Origin of the sequence: Prosthecobacter sp. SYSU 5D2 (assembly GCF_039655865.1) — a bacterium.
Lineage (GTDB): Bacteria > Verrucomicrobiota > Verrucomicrobiia > Verrucomicrobiales > Verrucomicrobiaceae > Prosthecobacter.
This window is the reverse complement of record NZ_JBBYXL010000002.1, coordinates 445799-461207: the sequence shown is the minus strand read 5'-3', so window position 1 is coordinate 461207 and position 15409 is coordinate 445799. Positions and strand designations below refer to the sequence as shown.

Annotated in this window: 13 protein-coding genes; 1 reads left to right on the top strand and 12 read right to left on the bottom strand. The window is 60.1% G+C overall.

The genetic code is table 11. The annotated features are described in order from the left end of the window. The first annotated feature begins 95 nt into the window (after positions 1 to 95). A complete protein-coding gene (locus tag WJU23_RS04460; RefSeq protein ID WP_346331333.1) occupies positions 96 to 923 on the top strand; it encodes a DUF1080 domain-containing protein in 828 nt (275 codons plus the stop codon). A gap of 91 nt (positions 924 to 1014) precedes the next feature. Here WJU23_RS04460 and WJU23_RS04455 read toward each other — a convergent pair whose 3' ends face one another. The 12 genes from WJU23_RS04455 to rsmH all read right to left on the bottom strand — a co-directional run bounded on the left by WJU23_RS04455 (position 1015) and on the right by rsmH (position 15283). After that, a complete protein-coding gene (locus tag WJU23_RS04455) occupies positions 1015 to 1656 on the bottom strand; it encodes a M50 family metallopeptidase (RefSeq protein WP_346331332.1) in 642 nt (213 codons plus the stop codon). Positions 1657 to 1675: 19 nt separating this feature from the next. After that, positions 1676 to 2122 (bottom strand): hypothetical protein, encoded by a 447-nt coding sequence (locus WJU23_RS04450; RefSeq protein WP_346331331.1) that lies wholly within the window; start codon positions 2120 to 2122, stop codon positions 1676 to 1678. Between the two features lie 902 nt (positions 2123 to 3024). Further along, on the bottom strand, positions 3025 to 4134 hold the full coding sequence (gene murG / locus WJU23_RS04445; RefSeq protein WP_346331330.1) for an undecaprenyldiphospho-muramoylpentapeptide beta-N-acetylglucosaminyltransferase: 1110 nt from the start codon (positions 4132 to 4134) through the stop codon (positions 3025 to 3027). 6 nt (positions 4135 to 4140) lie between these two features. Next, on the bottom strand, positions 4141 to 5316 hold the full coding sequence (locus WJU23_RS04440; protein ID WP_346331329.1) for an FtsW/RodA/SpoVE family cell cycle protein: 1176 nt from the start codon (positions 5314 to 5316) through the stop codon (positions 4141 to 4143). Between the two features lie 78 nt (positions 5317 to 5394). After that, positions 5395 to 6501, bottom strand: a complete 1107-nt coding sequence (locus tag WJU23_RS04435) for a LysM domain-containing protein (protein ID WP_346331328.1) — start codon at positions 6499 to 6501, stop codon at positions 5395 to 5397. A gap of 27 nt (positions 6502 to 6528) precedes the next feature. After that, complete coding sequence (murD, locus tag WJU23_RS04430) at positions 6529 to 7860, bottom strand: UDP-N-acetylmuramoyl-L-alanine--D-glutamate ligase (RefSeq protein WP_346331327.1); 1332 nt, start codon at positions 7858 to 7860, stop codon at positions 6529 to 6531. Between the two features lie 82 nt (positions 7861 to 7942). Then, positions 7943 to 9088, bottom strand: a complete 1146-nt coding sequence (mraY, locus tag WJU23_RS04425) for a phospho-N-acetylmuramoyl-pentapeptide-transferase (protein WP_346331326.1) — start codon at positions 9086 to 9088, stop codon at positions 7943 to 7945. Beyond that, positions 9085 to 10461, bottom strand: a complete 1377-nt coding sequence (murF, locus tag WJU23_RS04420; protein ID WP_346331325.1) for a UDP-N-acetylmuramoyl-tripeptide--D-alanyl-D-alanine ligase — start codon at positions 10459 to 10461, stop codon at positions 9085 to 9087. Before murF ends, mraY begins: the two co-directional genes overlap by 4 nt. 1 nt (position 10462) lies before the next feature. Further along, positions 10463 to 12013: a UDP-N-acetylmuramoyl-L-alanyl-D-glutamate--2,6-diaminopimelate ligase gene (locus WJU23_RS04415; protein ID WP_346331324.1), complete on the bottom strand. Its 1551-nt coding sequence runs from the start codon at positions 12011 to 12013 to the stop codon at positions 10463 to 10465. After that, positions 12010 to 13902 (bottom strand): penicillin-binding protein 2, encoded by a 1893-nt coding sequence (locus tag WJU23_RS04410; protein WP_346331323.1) that lies wholly within the window; start codon positions 13900 to 13902, stop codon positions 12010 to 12012. Before WJU23_RS04410 ends, WJU23_RS04415 begins: the two co-directional genes overlap by 4 nt. Then, positions 13899 to 14255 carry a hypothetical protein gene (locus WJU23_RS04405; protein ID WP_346331322.1) on the bottom strand — a complete coding sequence of 119 codons (357 nt, stop codon included), beginning with the start codon at positions 14253 to 14255 and terminating at the stop codon, positions 13899 to 13901. The genes WJU23_RS04410 and WJU23_RS04405 overlap by 4 nt, the downstream gene beginning before the upstream one ends. Further along, complete coding sequence (gene rsmH / locus WJU23_RS04400) at positions 14252 to 15283, bottom strand: 16S rRNA (cytosine(1402)-N(4))-methyltransferase RsmH (protein WP_346331321.1); 1032 nt, start codon at positions 15281 to 15283, stop codon at positions 14252 to 14254. Before rsmH ends, WJU23_RS04405 begins: the two co-directional genes overlap by 4 nt. Positions 15284 to 15409 lie beyond the last annotated feature (126 nt).

The window sequence follows — 15409 nt, the reverse complement described above, 5'->3', positions numbered from 1 at the left end:
TCAGCTCGCAGCATCCGCAAACGCTTTTTGCTTCTTTCTCAAGCGGCTCTTGCAACATGGCCGGGGCGTGCTCGTTTCGTCTTCCCTGATTCATCATGAAATATTACCTCACCCCTGCTCTCCTGCTGGCCCTGGCCGGCCCTCTTCTGTCTGCTGACAAACCGGCACCGGATGCTCCGTCGCCCATCGGCTACTCGGACACGCCTGTCATTCCAGGCACCCAGTGGAAGGTCCATGACATCGACCGCCCGCGGCCGGAATACGTCGCTCCTGGCAAAAAGCTGGGCGATGCCCCGGCCGATGCCATCATCCTTTTCGACGGCACGAATGCAGACGCCTTTGTTTCCAAGGTCAAAAATGCCGAGGGCAAACCGACGGCGGAACTGGGCCCTTGCGCCTGGAAAATTGACAACGGCGAGCTCGTCGTGGACGGAGGCGATTCCTGGACCAAGGAAGAATTTGCCAGCTGCCAGTTCCACATCGAGTGGAAGAGCGAGCCGCACACCGCAGGCAACTCCCAGAAAAAGGGCAACGGCGGCGTGTTCTTCATGGACCGCTACGAGTGCCAGATGCTGGACACCTATGAAAACCCCACCTATGCCGACGGCATGACCGGCTGCATCTACGGACAGACGCCTCCTCTCGTCAATGCCGTGAAAAAGCCTGGCGAGTGGCAGACCTATGACATCGTCTTCACCGCGCCAAAACTGGACGGCGACAAAGTGATCGAGCCGGCCTACGTGACCACCTTTGTGAACGGCGTCTGCGTGCAGGTCCACACGAAGATCATGGGCCCCACCAAGCACAAGAACATCACCGACTACACCGGCTCCTTCCCGGCCACCGCACCGCTACGCCTGCAGGATCACAAGAACAATCCTCCGATCCGCCTGCGCAACATCTGGGTACGCAAGCTGCCCTAACCATCTTTGAATCAAAAAAAGAAAGACGCCGTGGCCTCCAGGTCACGGCGTTTTTTTTGCCTCGCATGTCTCGTATCCCTGGCAGCGATGCTCAGGGCATCATCGTGGGGGCCTCGCCTTTGAGCTGCTTCCAGTTGTTATAGGCGAACATGGCAAAGAAGATCACAATGAAAATCTGGCCGACCGTGATGGCATAAAGGCCAAACCCCAGCGCGCAGATCATGCTGATGCGCAGCGCGGTCCGCTGCTGGCGCGGCCCCAGGATGGCCTGCATGATGTGGCCGCCATCCAGCGGAATGATGGGAAAAAGGTTCAAGACCGCCCAGATCAGGCTGACGGTCACAAAAGAACTCATGAAATACACACCCAGCCGGGCCTCAGGCCGCCACGCATCCATGAGCCACCAGACAGCCACTCCGGCAGCGATCTGAAAGAACGGCCCCGCCGCACTCACAAAGAAATCCTGCTGCCGCTGGAAGCGCCTCTGCCCCTGCGCATACCCGCCGAATCCATGCAGGACAATGTGCACCTGCTGCGCCCCAAAATGCCGCATCACAGTGGCATGGCCCAGTTCATGGATGAGGATGGACAGAAACCCAGCCACCACCCAGACCAATACCCGCTGCATGGCCTCCGGCGTATTGGCCTGGAAGCCGCCGCCCAACATGGCCATCGTCAGCCAGAAGACCCAGTGAATGACGATAGGGAAACCGAAAAGGTTAAATCGCAGCATGGTGTGGTGGGGCGATGCCTCAGGCAGCCTGCCGCACTTCCCAGGTGTGGATGGCGGGGTTGCAGATGTCGCGGACGAAAGGTTTGGAATCCGCCTTGTCACCAAAGACATAGACGCGCTTGCGCAGGGTCAATTTGGTGATCTCGAAGTCGGGATTTTCCAGCGCCCGGTAGTAGTTCAGGATCATCTCCTTCTCCAGGTCCAGCGCCCCGCCCTTCATGCCGTATTCCAGGGTGAAGGCCGCCTTGTCAAACGCCCCCGTCTCCCCATTCCGCAGTGTCTGGCTGATGGGGTCCAGCAGCACCTGGCGGACAAAGGCCTCCAGCGCCGTCACATCGCCCTCAAAGTCCACTTTGTACACCGTCGTCTCCCGGAACGTGAGCTTCTGGGGGAGCGGAGCGTAAAGCAGCTTCTGGCAATCGCTTTCGTGGTCAAACTGGCCGAGGATTTCGAAGAATTGTGTCATCTGGGAATACTCCTTTGGATAGCAAGGAAGGCAGGAGGTGCAACGACGGAGTCACTCCTCAGGACATTCCAGCAGGGCTTGCGCATGAAAAATGGGGCACCCGTTTCTACAGGATTCACAAGATGAACATGATTGACAGGATCTGAAAAAATCCTGTTCATCCTGTTAATCGTGTAAATCCTGTAACTTAAGGCACTCCTTAAAACGGTGATCTCATTTCATGCGTAAGCCCTGACATTCCAGCCCCTGCAGACCGCCTGGCCGCCCGTTCTCGGATGGAATGTGATCGGGTTATCTCGGCTGAAAATCTGAACTGGAACGCCCCCTGATTTACGCTACATTCCCTGCATGTCACACGTCGCAGAGTTAATTCAGGAGGCGTCCAGGCTTGATCTGCGGGATCGTGCCGAACTGGTCTCTGCGCTCCTTGAGGATCTTGACCCAAGTCCGCGCTACGTGAGCGATGAGGAGGCCTTGCAGCGCCTTGACGATCTTAAGTCAGGCCGGGTTAGAGGACTCTCTGAAGGCGAGTTTTGGAAGGCCTGCGGACGTCAGTAGCAGATGCAGACCATCCGCCATCCAAAACTTGCCGAAGACATCCGTGATGCCACCGCGCACTACGGGGAAATTTCGGAGAGGCTTCTTTCTGCCTTCTGGAGTGAGTTGGATTGGGTTTTGGCCACTGTGGAGAGAAATCCCCGAAGCCAGCACTATGATTCATGTGGCTTGCGCAGAGCCAATTTTCGCAAGTTTCCGTATCACTTGCTGTATGAGGTAAATGAAGAAGCCATTTATCTTCTTGTCCTCAGACACGACAGAAGGCACCCAAATTATGGGATCAATCGCGCACTATAGGCTTGAACTTCAAAGGCGGTGATGGACCGGGCACAAGCTATCTCCCCTCACCCCTCCTTCACAATCAAATCCGCGATCTTTTCCGCCGAGTTGCGCACCGCCAGCTTGCTGACGGCGCGTTTCATTTCGTCGGTCTTTTTTGGGTTGAGCAGGATCTCGCGCACGACATCGGCGAGGATGTCGGCATTCAGTTCTTTCTCGGTCAGCAGGCGGGCGGCACCGGCTTTGGAGAAGACTTCGGCGTTGCGGGTCTGGTGGTCATCCGCAGCGAAGGGATAAGGGACGAGCAGGCTGGGCACGCCGAAGTAGGCGAGCTCAGACATGGAGGAGGCGCCGCTGCGGGCGATGGCCAGGTCGGCCACGCGGTAGGCCAGGTCCATGCGGTGGCAGAAGGCGGCCACATGCTGGGGGAGGGTGGGATTTTTGGCGTACACATCCCGTACCTCTTCGTAGTCGGTGGGACCGGCGATGTGGAGGACCTGGATGCCCATTCTCTCAAACTGCTCCAGGGCCATGCCGACGACGCGGTTCACGCCGCGTGCGCCCTGGCTGCCGCCCATGATGAGCAGAGTCTTCTTGGTCTTGTCCAGCTTGAAAAACTCCCAGGGATCCTCTTTGGAAGCCGTGCGCATGGAACTGCGGACAGGCGTGCCCACCACCCGCACATCTGAATGCGGGGCAAAAAACTCCTCGCAGGCGTCCAGGCCGCAGAGCACGGTATCCGCATACCGGGCGTTCAGTTTGTTGGCTTTGCCGGGAATGGCATTGCTTTCGTGAATGAAGGTGCGGCGCTTTTCTTTTTTACCCGCGAACAACGGCGCAAAGGAGGTGAAGCCGCCCATGCCCAGCACCACGCTGACGTCTTTTTCGCGGATCATTTTTCGGCACTTCGACATGCCTTTCCACAGGCCCGCCAGGAAACTGATCATCTTGGGCGACCAGGGTTTCGGCATGGCCAGAAAGGGCATTTTCTCAAAATGCAGGTCCTTGTGCCCGGACGCGGCGATGGAATCAATCTTCTTCTCGCTGATGAGCAGGGTCACCTGATGACCGCGTGCGGAGAGCACTTCACCGACGGCAATGCCGGGAAACAGGTGCCCGCCTGTGCCTCCACAGGCGATGAGCACATGGATGGACTTTTTGGATTTGGATTTCACGAAATTTCAAAGCTGGGGTGTCCAGCGGCGCTTTCTGCGGATCACGGGGAGCTGATCCCAGGTCAGATGAACGCCCTGGCGGTGGATATTGACCAGGACCCCTACCGCCATCATGGCGGCCAGGAGGCTCGACCCCCCGTACGAGACGAAGGGGAGCGGCAGTCCCTTGTTGGGGAGCAAAGCAGTGGTTACGCCCATGTTCAAGAGCGCTTCGAGGGCCAGGAGAAAAGTTAATCCAAATCCCAGCAGCTTGCCAAACCGGTTCGGCGCATAGGAGGCGATGCACATGCCTGCGAAGGTGAGCATGATGAAAACCGCGACGGTGCCGGTGACTCCCCAGAAGCCCAGTTCCTCTCCCACCATGGGGAAAATGAAGTCCGTGTGCGCCTCAGGCAGGTAGGACAGTTTCATGCGCCCTTCCCCAAGGCCGCGTCCTTCCAGCCCGCCGGAGCCAAAGGCCAGCTTGGAGATCCACTGCTGCAGGCCCATGGTTTCTTTGTGCTTTTCCAGGTCAAAGATGATCATCACGCGCTCGAAGCGGTTGGGAGCCAGCTTGATCCCAGCCCACAGGGCGGCCAGCGCCGTGCCACCAATGATGGCCAGGAAACGGAAGCGTGTGCCGGCCACGAACATGATGCCCGCGCCGACCGCTGCTGAAACGGACGCATTGCCCAGATCCACCTCTCCGCCGATGAGGGCGACGATGAGGCCCAGGATCAGCCCCGGAATGAGAAGTCCGTGCTTGAAGGTCCGTTCCAGGTTCTCATGACTGGCAAACCAGCCTGCCAGCGCAATAATGAGCACCAGCTTGGCAAATTCCGAAGGCTGGATCCTCACGCTTCCCTGGCCGATCCAGCGTGCGGCACCGTTGACGCGGGCGGCGATCATGGGCTTGTAGCCCAGGGCCTGCGCCACATACCATTCATAACACAGCAGCAGCCCAAATGACGCCGCCCCCAGCAGCCACCAGCGCCAGCGGAACCAGACATTATAATCCACCAGCGCCATCACCACACAGGCCCCCATGGAAATGCCCACCCAGGTGCACTGCCGCCACAAGGTCATGTAATCCTCCCCGCCCCCTTCACGGGTGTAATAGCTGGTGCTGGCCAGCATGGTGATGCCCAGGCCCGTCAGCAGGGCCACGGCAAGCAACAGGATAAGGACGGAGCGTTTGGCCATGCGCGGGAGCGTTCTGGATTTTCGGGACGGTGCGGTGCGGTCCGGGATTCACCTCATTCGCGATTCAACCGGACCTCCTTATTTGCGGGGAATGGCCAGCTTCATGCCGATCTGCAGTGATTCAGGTTTGGCATTCTTGTTGGCGGCCTGGAGGGCGGCCACGGAGATGCCATGCTTGGTGGCGATGCGGTACATCGTCTCGCCAGACTGCACCACATGCGTGCCCATGGATGGGGCCGCAGGCTTTACAGGCGCTTTTTTGATGGGTGCCGGGGGCGCTTCAGCCACTTTCTTCACCGGTGCTTTCTGCACGGGCGGCAGTTCCTTGGCAGCAGCGGGCGGAGTGTAGGGGATCGCTTTGATCACCGGTTTCTCCTCCTCTTTCACGGCCAGCGGCTGCGGGGCAGGTGGTGCAGGCGCAGGAGGGGCTTCTTCCATCCTTGCGGTGTGGTTGCCTTCGGGCAATTCCACCAGCACCGCCATGCCGGAGGCTTCAGCAGGGGCTGCGGCGACAGGCGGGCTGTCCTGGACCACCGTGCCCGGGCCCACGGTCGGCACCGGGGTGAGCTGGTCCTCAATGGTGGCGGTAAAGCTGAAGGCAGGCTCCTCCTCAGGCACGGCCAGGTTCATGGGCACCTCCGCCGCACCGATGGTGTCCTGAGGAGTTGCCGATTTGGCCAGTTCGCCATTCGTTCCGGCCACGCTGATGCCCACGGCTTTCTTCACCGGCCGCTTCGGATAAAGGATGACGTCGTTGGTATTGATCTGCCGGCCCTGAAGATTGTTGATCTTGATCAGGGCCGCTTCGGAGACTTCCAGCTTTCTGGCCACCAGGGGGATTGAGTCGCCGGATTTCCATTCATAGGTGGAGTATTCCTCCAGCGACAGGCTGTCATCCAGCCCCAGGCCCACGGGGGCCGCAGGCATGGTGGAGGCAGGACGCTGGTCATAATTTTCCGCCAGGGCCGTCGTCGGTGCTTCCTCGCCGTTCATGAAATCATAGACAATGATGCCGCCGATGACCACGACATGGATGAGCAGCATGACCACAAACATGCGCGCCATGTTGGAATTCGGCTCATGCTGGTTAAAGGCACCTTCGTCAGTGACCATGGCTACTCGGTGTTTGTAGCGCTCACCCTCCAGGAGGTTGAGCAGGAGTTTGTCTTTCTTCTTGGTGCTCATGATGTTCGGGATGTTGCGGAAGACGGATCAGTTGAGGGACAGGACGGCGCTGCGAAAGGCTTCGCCGCGCTGTCCATAGCCGGTGTACATATCAAAGGAGGAGGTGCCGGGGCTGAGGATGATGCTGTCCCCCGGCTGGGAGATCTGCGCGGCCTGCTGCACCGCATCCGCCATGTCTGCCGCCGTTTGGCAGGGCAGCAGGTCTTCAAACATGGTTTTCAGGGAATGGGCGATCTCACCGATGCACACCATCGCCCGCACCTGGCCGTTGAGAGAGCTGCGCAGCGGGCTGTAATCCAGTCCTTTGTCCTTGCCGCCGGCGATCAGCACGATGGGCCGTTCCATGGAGCCGATGCAGGCTTCCAGGGCATGCAGGTTTGTTGCCTTGGAGTCGTTGATGAATTCGCGACCATTGAGCACGCGCACCAGTTCACAGCGATGCGCCGGGACCTGGTAACTTTGCAGCGCCGGGCGCATTTCCGCCAGCGTCAGCCCGTGAACCTGGCAGGCCATCATGGCCGCCATCACGTTTTCCATGTTGTGCCGGCCCCGCAGGCCGGACTTTACATCAAAAGTCACTCCTTCCGGTTTGGCGTGGATGCGCCCGCCTTCATAGGTCCAGTCTGCCTCTTCGCCATAGGCGGAAAAGGTCATGCGCCGGGCATTCCCGGTATCCACCGTCTCACCCGCACGCACGATGGCCACATCGTCTGCCGTGACGTTTTCAAAGATGCGCGCCTTGGCGGCATAATATTCTTCCATGCCGGGATAGCGATCCAGGTGGTCGGGGGCGAAGTTCAGCCACAGGCTGGCCTTGGCCCGGTAGTTCTGGATGGTCTCCAGCTGGAAGCTGCTGATTTCCAGGGACAACACATCATAAGATACGCCACTGGCCACGACTTCACTCAAGGACATGCCGTGATTGCCGCAGGGCACGGACTTCTTTCCGCAGGCATTAAAAAGATGCGCGATGAGCTCCGTGCAGGTGCTTTTCCCATTGGTCCCCGTGATGCCCACAAGCGCCATGTCCGTGAGGTTAAAGGCAAATTCCAGCTCGCCTGTCAGGGGCACGCCGGCATCGGTAAATTTTTTCGGCAGCGGCCATCCGGCATCCAGCCCTGGGCTGAGGATGACCAAGTCAAAGTCCCCCGGCTTCACCACCAGTTCCCGCACGGCCTGGCCGCTAAGGGTGCGGAAGCCTTCTGCATGCTGCTTGTCCAGAGCTGCCTGGATTTTCTCCGGCCCGCCTTCATCCATCACCGTCACCTCCGCCCCGTGCAGGCGCGCCAGACGGGCAGCCCCAAGGCCGCTGCGTCCTGCTCCCAGGATGGCGAAGTGTTGACCGGCAAATTTTGACATGGAGAGAATGGTGGTTTTTGTAGCTCTAATGAGACGTCAGCAGTTTACCATTATTTAATCAACTATCATTAATATTTTGGACTTAGCGAAGTTTAAGTGTGGCTAGGCCAAGTAGGGCAAAGAAAAGCGATAGCGCCCAAAATCTCACAATGACCTGATTCTCGTGCCAGCCCCCCAGTTCAAAATGATGATGAATGGGGGACATGCGAAACACCCGCTTGCCCCTCGTCTTAAAGCTGAAGACCTGGATGATGACGCTCATCGCCTCCATGACAAACACGCCGCCCACCAGCGCCAGGACGATCTCCTGCTTGCAGCCGATGGCCAGCGTGGCGATGCAGCCGCCCAGCGCCAGCGAACCCGTATCGCCCATGAACATCCGCGCCGGATGGGCATTGAACCACAGAAAGCCCACGCAGGCTCCCGCCAGGGCCATGGCCACAATCGGCAGCTCATTGGCCATCGTGTGATGAGCCACGCCGAGATAATCGGAATATTTGGCATTGCCGCAGACATACCCAAACCCGGCATAGGCCAGAGCCGTGGTCAGCGAGCAGCCGGTGGCCAGGCCGTCCAGGCCGTCCGTCAGGTTCACTGCGTTGGAACTGCCAACGATGATGAGGGTGAAGAGCAGCACCGAAAAGATGCCCATGTCAGTGATGAGGGCCTCTTTAAAAAAAGGCACATAAAGGGCACGAAGCGTCACGCCTTCATCCGGTGGCACCGCATAGGCCATCAGCAGACCGGCCAGGACGGCCACAGACGTCTGCCACACCAGCTTGGTGCGTGCTGAGACGCCTTTGGAGTTCTTTTTGCTGATCTTCAGGTAGTCATCCCAAAAGCCCAGCGCGCCGAGACCCACCGTGGTAAAAAGGATGGTCCAGACCATGATGTTGTCCCATTTGGCCCAGATCAGCGTCGTGACCACGATGGCCCCCAAAATGAGGATGCCGCCCATGGTAGGAGTGCCCGCTTTTTTCCCCTGAAGTTCATAGAGCCTGCCCACTTCTTCCGCCGTGCGGATGGGCTGGCCGATCTTCAACGAGATGAGCTTGCGGATCAGGCGCTCTCCATAAAGCAAGGAAAGCACAAAGGCCGTCACAAAGGCTCCTCCCGACCTGAAGGTATGGTAGCGGAAGATGTTCAGCAGCTTGTACAGCGCCGAATCTGCACTGATCCAGTCGGCAGCTTCGAGCCAGTTGCGAAATTCGTAGAGCCAGTAAATCATGCCTTCTGAAAATGGGATAAAACTTTTTCCATGCCCGTTGAGCGGCTGCCTTTCAAGAGCACCGCATCCCCTGGCTGTAACAATTTCTTCAAATGCGCTGCGCAGGTTTCGTGGTCTGGAAAGTTCAAGGTTTCACGGAGCCCCGCATCGCGTGCGGCGTCGCTGATGATGGCAGCTTCATCACCCACCGTATAGACGGCGGCGAGATTCAGCCCGGCGGCAAACTGGCCGATGCCCTCATGCCCGGTCCGCGCATGGATGCCCAGCTCCCCCATGCGCCCCAGCACGGCGATCTTTTTTCCCGGCGTCTTCAGGGAGGCCAGTGTGGCCAGACCGGCTTTCATGGAGTCCGGGTTGGCATTGTAGGAATCGTCAATGAACAGGATGTCCTGTACGGTCTTGGTCTCCATGCGCCCGCCCGTCAGCCGGGCACTGCTCAGGGCGGCGGCGATGTCCGCCGGCAGGATGCCGTGTGCCCATCCCATGCAGGCAGCCAGCGCGGCATTGCCCACCATGTGGCTGCCCATCACCGGCAGAAAGGTCTCCACCACCTCCCCAGCAAAATCGAGTTTAAAATGGGTGCCGTCCGGCCCTGGCCGCAGGTCAATCGCTCGTACATCTCCCGCTTCCGTCCCGGCGGTGAAGACCGTGGCCTGGCAGTGGCGGGAGATGAGCGGCGTGTAGGGATCATTGGCATTCAGCACCACCACGCCCTCGGCATGCACATTGGACGGCAGCGTGGCCTTTTCCCAGCCAATGGCGTCCTGGCTGCCCATATATTCGATGTGCGCCATGCCCACGTTGGTCACGATGGCCGCATCCGGCAGGGCGATGTCCACCAGCGTCTTGATCTCCCCCGGGTGGTTCATGCCCATTTCCACCACGCCACATTCATCCCCTTCTTCCAGGCTCAGCAGCGTCAGCGGCAGGCCGATGTGGTTGTTCAAGTTACCCAGCGTGGCGCGGGTCTGCACCTTGATGCCCATCACCAGCGCGGTCAGGTCCTTGGTGGATGTTTTCCCATTACTTCCGGTTAGGCCAATGATCAGCGGCTGGTGCCAGGCCCGGTAGCAGCGCGCCAGGCATTGCAGCGCCAGCAGCGTGTCCACTACCTCGATGACGGCGCAGGCCTCCCTGCTCCAGGCGGCCTCCGTCCGGCTCACCAATACCGCAGCGGCCCCGGCGGCCATGACCTGCGGGATGAAATCATGCGCATCAAATTTGTCTCCGGCCAGGGCCACAAACACATCCCCTTTCCCGACCTTGCGGGAGTCGGTGACGATGCGGGTGACCAGGCGTGAACCGGCAGATGGGGGGCCGCTCAGCCTGCCTTCGGCAAAATCAGCCAGGGTCTGGAGGGCGATGGCTTTCATCTCAGCGGTCGTAGGGCCGCCTCCGCTCGGCGTCGCGCATCTCCCGTTCCGCCTGCTTTTCCGCACGCTCCACGTCCCGGTTGCCGGCGATCTGGATCATCAGCTGGCGCACCACACGACGGTCATCAAACGGATGCTTCTTGCCCTGGATCTCCTGATAGTCCTCATGGCCCTTGCCAGCGATGAGCACCAGGTCTCCGCCACGGGCATTTTCCAAAGCGATCTTGATCGCCTCCCGCCGGTCCACCATGATGACGTGGTTCTTCGGACGGGTGAAACCTTTCACCGCATCGGCAATGATGACCTGAGGATCGTCGTTGCGCGGATTGTCGCTGGTCAGCACGCAAATATCGCTGCCAGCCTCCGCTGCGGCCGCCATCAGCGGGCGCTTGGAGCGGTCACGCCCGCCACCGCAGCCAAAGACAATGATGATGCGACGCGGGCGCAGGGCGCGCAGGGTGCTCAGCGCATTCTGGATCGCATCCGGCGTGTGGGCATAGTCCACAAAGACTTGGAACTTGCTCGTGGCCTCCGTCACACGCTCCAGCCTGCCGGGCACCTGCGGGGCATTTTTCAAAAGTGCCACCGTCTCCCGCAGATTCAGTCCCATGGCCTGCACCGCCGCCAGTGCGCCGAGAGAGTTATAGACATTGAAGTCACCGATGAGCGGCGTGCGCACCAGGAAGGTCCGGCCCTTGGCCTCCAGCTCAAACGTCGTGCCGGTGAGGTCGTAGCGCACGTTCACCGCGCGATAGTCAAAACCCACACCATAACCAAATTTGATGACCTTGCCCGTGTCTTCATAGCGGGCGATGAGCTTGCGGCCCCAAAGGTCATCCGCATTGATCACCATGGCCCCTTTCGGCTGCCGCGCGATCATTTCAAACATTCGCACCTTGGCCGCATAGTACTCCTCCATGCTGCCATGGTAGTCCAGGTGGTCCTGGGTCAGATTGGTGAAGACACCGGCCGCGATGGGCAGGCCATGCACCCGGTGCTGATCCAGCGCGTGGGAGCTGATCTCCATGGAGACCGCCCGGCAGCCGTTGTCCCGCATCTGGGACAGCAGGCCCTGGATTTCCAAGGACTCTGGCGTGGTGTGGGTGGAGGGCACCTGCTGACCGCCCAGGTCATAAATGACGGTGCTCAGCAGCCCGCAGCGCTTCTGCCCGGCATTCAGCAAATGATGCATCAGGAAGGCCGTCGTGGTCTTGCCGTTGGTGCCGGTGACGGCGGCGATGGCCAGGTTCTTCGCCGGCTCCCCATGCAGGAAAGCCGCGGCCTGAGCCAGGGCTATGCGGCTGTATTTGACGTGCACCCAGGGCACCTTCACGTCATCCGGCGGGGCCTGTTCAGAGATGACCACCGCCGCGCCAGACTCGATGGCCTTGGGGATGTAATCGTGCCCGTCGGAGGTCTTGCCGCGCAGGGCCACAAAAGCGATGCCCGGCCCGGCGGTGCGGGAGTCATAGGTCAGGCCGTTGATGACGGTGTCCAGGCTGCCGGAGACAGCCGGTTTGTCCAGATGGGGAATCAGATCACGCAGGATCATTCAGATTCTCCTTTCAGGGCGAGAGGACGTTGAGGGCGGATGGAGAGTTGTTTGAGAGTTTCGGCCACGATTTCAGCAAAGATGGGAGCGGCGACCTTTCCGCCGCCGATATCTGCGGGGTCCGGTGCCTTCGGATTGTCCAGCACGACCACACACACAATTTTTGGGTCATTCGCCGGGGCGAAGCCTGCAAAGGAAGTGATCCACTGGTCTTTTCGATAGCCTCCCTTTTTCAGACTTCCATCTTTATTCTTGCCGGTGATCATCTCGTGGTCATACCGCTGGGACGTGCCGGTTTTCCCCGCCACCGGGATGCCTTCAATCTGCGCACGCGTTCCCGTGCCCGTTTCCACCACGCCGGCCAGCAGCTCACGCATCGTCGCCGCCGTCTTTCCGGTGCAAACCTGCGCCACCGCCACCGGTGGCACCTGGATGACCTGCCGCCCGCCGTCCGCCACGATCCGGTCCACCATCCGTGGTTTCATCAGGATGCCGCCGTTGGCGATCGCCCCGTAGGCCATGGCCATCTGCAGCGGCGTCACATTCACCTCGTAGCCCATGGGAAAGCGTGAATACGTGGTGTTGGACCAGCGGCCGTCATTGATGTACCCCGCGCTTTCCCCGGACAGGTCAATCCCGGTTTTCTGGCCGAAGCCAAAACGCTTCACGTAATCCAGATAGGTGTCCTGGCCCACCCGCTTGAAGATCTTGTAGGTGGCGATGTTGCTGGACTTCGCAAAGGCCTCCCGTGCTGTCACCGTGCCCATCTTGGTCACGTCCCTCAGGGAGACATTCAGCCCAGGATCCGTGTAAAGTCCCCAGTGGCAGTCAAAGCGCTCGTCCGCGCTGGTCTTCCGCTGGTCCAGAGCTGCCGTAAAGGCCACCACCTTGAACGTGGAACCTGGTTCATATGGCTCATAAATGGTCAGGTTTTTCCAGTTGGTGCTGCCGGGCTCGCTCCGGTCATGGCCGGGAAGAAAGCTCATCGCCAACACGGAGCCGGTGGCCACTTCGGTAACAATCGCCATGATTTTGTTGGGCTTATAGGTCGCCTGGGCCTGCGCCACAATGGCATCCACCGCGTCCTGCATTTGCAGGTCAATGGTCAGATGCACATCCTTACCATGCACCGGCTCCTGGATCTCTCCGCGATACAGCAGCAGTTCCCGGCCATACTTGTCATGCTCCACGCAGACGGATCCGGAGACTCCGCGCAGCGTGTCTTCATAAATCCGCTCGATGCCCTGGACACCGCCCTTGCCCTCCTCCGTGCCTCCGATGATCAGCGCCAGACGGTCATCGGTGGGATAGTGGCGGCGCACGGCCGGCTTCACATACACACCTTTGACAAAGAGGTTCTCCAGATGCTCCCGCCATTCTTTGGCCAGGTCATCGTTCATATTGTGGGTCAGCACCTCGACCTGCTTTTTCGAGGTCACCTTTTCCAGCATCTCCGCTGCCGTGCCGCCCAGCTTGGCGCTGAGCGCTTCTGCCACATGGGCATGATAAGCCGCCAGGATCTGCTTGTCGTCCAGTGTCCGCTTCAGTTCCTTCTGGGTGGTCCCCTGAATGCGGGCCAGGTTTGGCAAAATGGAGCGCACATCGTGCAAATGCACCCGGTCCGTGCGCAGTTCATAGACCTCCTCATCATAGGCCAGGTAACGGTCGGAATGATCCTTGATGGACCCGCGCTGGGCAGGCAGGATGCGGTCTTCACGGAACTTCCGCGAGGCTTCCTCGGCCAGTTGCGGCCCTTTTTTCAAATGCAAATCGTACAGCCGCCAGACGACGACGGAAAAGCAGACGGTGAGCCCGCAGGTCACCATCATCATGCGATGGCAGAGAGGACGGTCGCGGCGCAGTTGGGACTGGTTGGGGGTGGGCATCATGGCAGTTCAGCCTCGGTGGACTGGGCCACGGTTTTCGCCGTGGGAATGGGTTTCAAATGGATGATGGCGCGGGCATCGGGGCTCAGCTTTTGCAGCCAGGTTCCTTTGGCCTGCAGGATGGGCTGCACACGCGCACCATCCAGCAGCAGGTCCACTTTCCGCTCCAGGCTAACGATCTCAAAATTCAGCAGCTTCATTTCCTGCTCCACCTGCCGCTGCTGCTCCGCCAGCGCCGTGATGCGGTTCTTGTTCACCACCACGCTGAGCGCCGCCAGCAGGCCGGCCCCGCACAGGATCAGGACCGCCGTCAAAACGGGCAGGCCGATGGAATTGCGATAGCGATTGTTTTTCATGCGGGCAGGCGTTCCACACCGCGCAGACGGGCGCTGCGGGCGCGCGGGTTTAGGCTCAGTTCCAGCTCCGTGGCCTCCATCGGCTTGCGCGAGATGAGGCGGTAAAAGCAGTCGGGATTGCGCTTCGGCTCCGGCCACTCCGGCCGGTCCAGCCACACCTGGCTCTGGCGGTGAAAGGCATGCTTCACCACCCGGTCTTCCAGCGAATGGAAACTGATGACCGCCAGGCGGCCACCAGGCTTCAGCCACTTGGGCGCAGCCGCCAGGAAGTCCTCCAGCGCCGCCAGCTCCTGGTTGGTCTCGATCCGCAGCGCCTGGAAGGTCAGCGTGGCCGGATGCCTCTTGCTGTATTTGGGGCACACCTTGGAAATCAGATCCGCCAGTTGCAGCGTCGTTTTGATGGGTCCCTTCGCCCGCTCTGCCAGGATCGCTTTCACGATCTTCCGCGCCTGGTTTTCCTCCCCGTATTTCCACAGGATCCGCTCCAGCGCGCCCTGCTCATAGGTGTTCACAATGTCCGCCGCCGTGATGGGTCCGGACGTGTCCATGCGCATGTCCAGCGGGCCGTCCTTGTTAAAGGAGAACCCGCGCTCCGCCGCATCCAGGTGCCGGCTGCTCACGCCGATGTCAATCAGCATACCGTCTAGACCGGTCACTCCCGCCTCCCCCAGCACCGTGGGAAAGTCGCGGAAATTCCCCTTCAGGGCGCAAAACTGGTCCGCATAGCCCTTCAGCCGCTCGCCCGCATGGCGCAGCGCCTCATCATCCTGGTCCATGGCCACCACCCGGGCACCACGTTGCAGCAGCGCCTCCGTATGCCCGCCACCGCCCAGGGTGCCATCGAAAATCAGCTTTCCCGGGGCCGGTTGCAGCACCTCCAGCACTTCATTCAGCAGCACTGGCAGATGGTAAAAAGGCACCTCCCGCGCCCCGCCCGGCTCCGGCGCAGACCCGCCGCCCAGACCGGCTTCATCCCCCACAGGACGCTGAATCAGCGTCCCCCTCCCCAGCGGCATCAGATCGTCCATGGCATCTTCAGATGTTCCAAACCACGGCCAGACGCCCGCTTGAAACGTTTGTACAATTCTAGAAACCCATCCCTTTTCACCCTCCCTGCCCGCTTCCTTCCCTGCCGCGAATTCATCGGCATTCCA

Excerpts from the sequence above, each read along its gene's own strand:
- WJU23_RS04460 (WP_346331333.1), top strand. The coding sequence starts at position 96 with ATGAAATATTACCTCACCCCTGCTCTCCTGCTGGCCCTGGCCGGCCCT.
- WJU23_RS04455 (WP_346331332.1), bottom strand. The coding sequence starts at position 1,656 with ATGCTGCGATTTAACCTTTTCGGTTTCCCTATCGTCATTCACTGGGTC.
- WJU23_RS04450 (WP_346331331.1), bottom strand. The coding sequence starts at position 2,122 with ATGACACAATTCTTCGAAATCCTCGGCCAGTTTGACCACGAAAGCGAT.
- WJU23_RS04440 (WP_346331329.1), bottom strand. The coding sequence starts at position 5,316 with ATGGCCAAACGCTCCGTCCTTATCCTGTTGCTTGCCGTGGCCCTGCTG.
- WJU23_RS04435 (WP_346331328.1), bottom strand. The coding sequence starts at position 6,501 with ATGAGCACCAAGAAGAAAGACAAACTCCTGCTCAACCTCCTGGAGGGT.
- murD (WP_346331327.1), bottom strand. The coding sequence starts at position 7,860 with ATGTCAAAATTTGCCGGTCAACACTTCGCCATCCTGGGAGCAGGACGC.
- mraY (WP_346331326.1), bottom strand. The coding sequence starts at position 9,088 with ATGATTTACTGGCTCTACGAATTTCGCAACTGGCTCGAAGCTGCCGAC.
- murF (WP_346331325.1), bottom strand. The coding sequence starts at position 10,461 with ATGAAAGCCATCGCCCTCCAGACCCTGGCTGATTTTGCCGAAGGCAGG.
- WJU23_RS04415 (WP_346331324.1), bottom strand. The coding sequence starts at position 12,013 with ATGATCCTGCGTGATCTGATTCCCCATCTGGACAAACCGGCTGTCTCC.
- WJU23_RS04410 (WP_346331323.1), bottom strand. The coding sequence starts at position 13,902 with ATGATGCCCACCCCCAACCAGTCCCAACTGCGCCGCGACCGTCCTCTC.
- WJU23_RS04405 (WP_346331322.1), bottom strand. The coding sequence starts at position 14,255 with ATGAAAAACAATCGCTATCGCAATTCCATCGGCCTGCCCGTTTTGACG.
- rsmH (WP_346331321.1), bottom strand. The coding sequence starts at position 15,283 with ATGGACGATCTGATGCCGCTGGGGAGGGGGACGCTGATTCAGCGTCCT.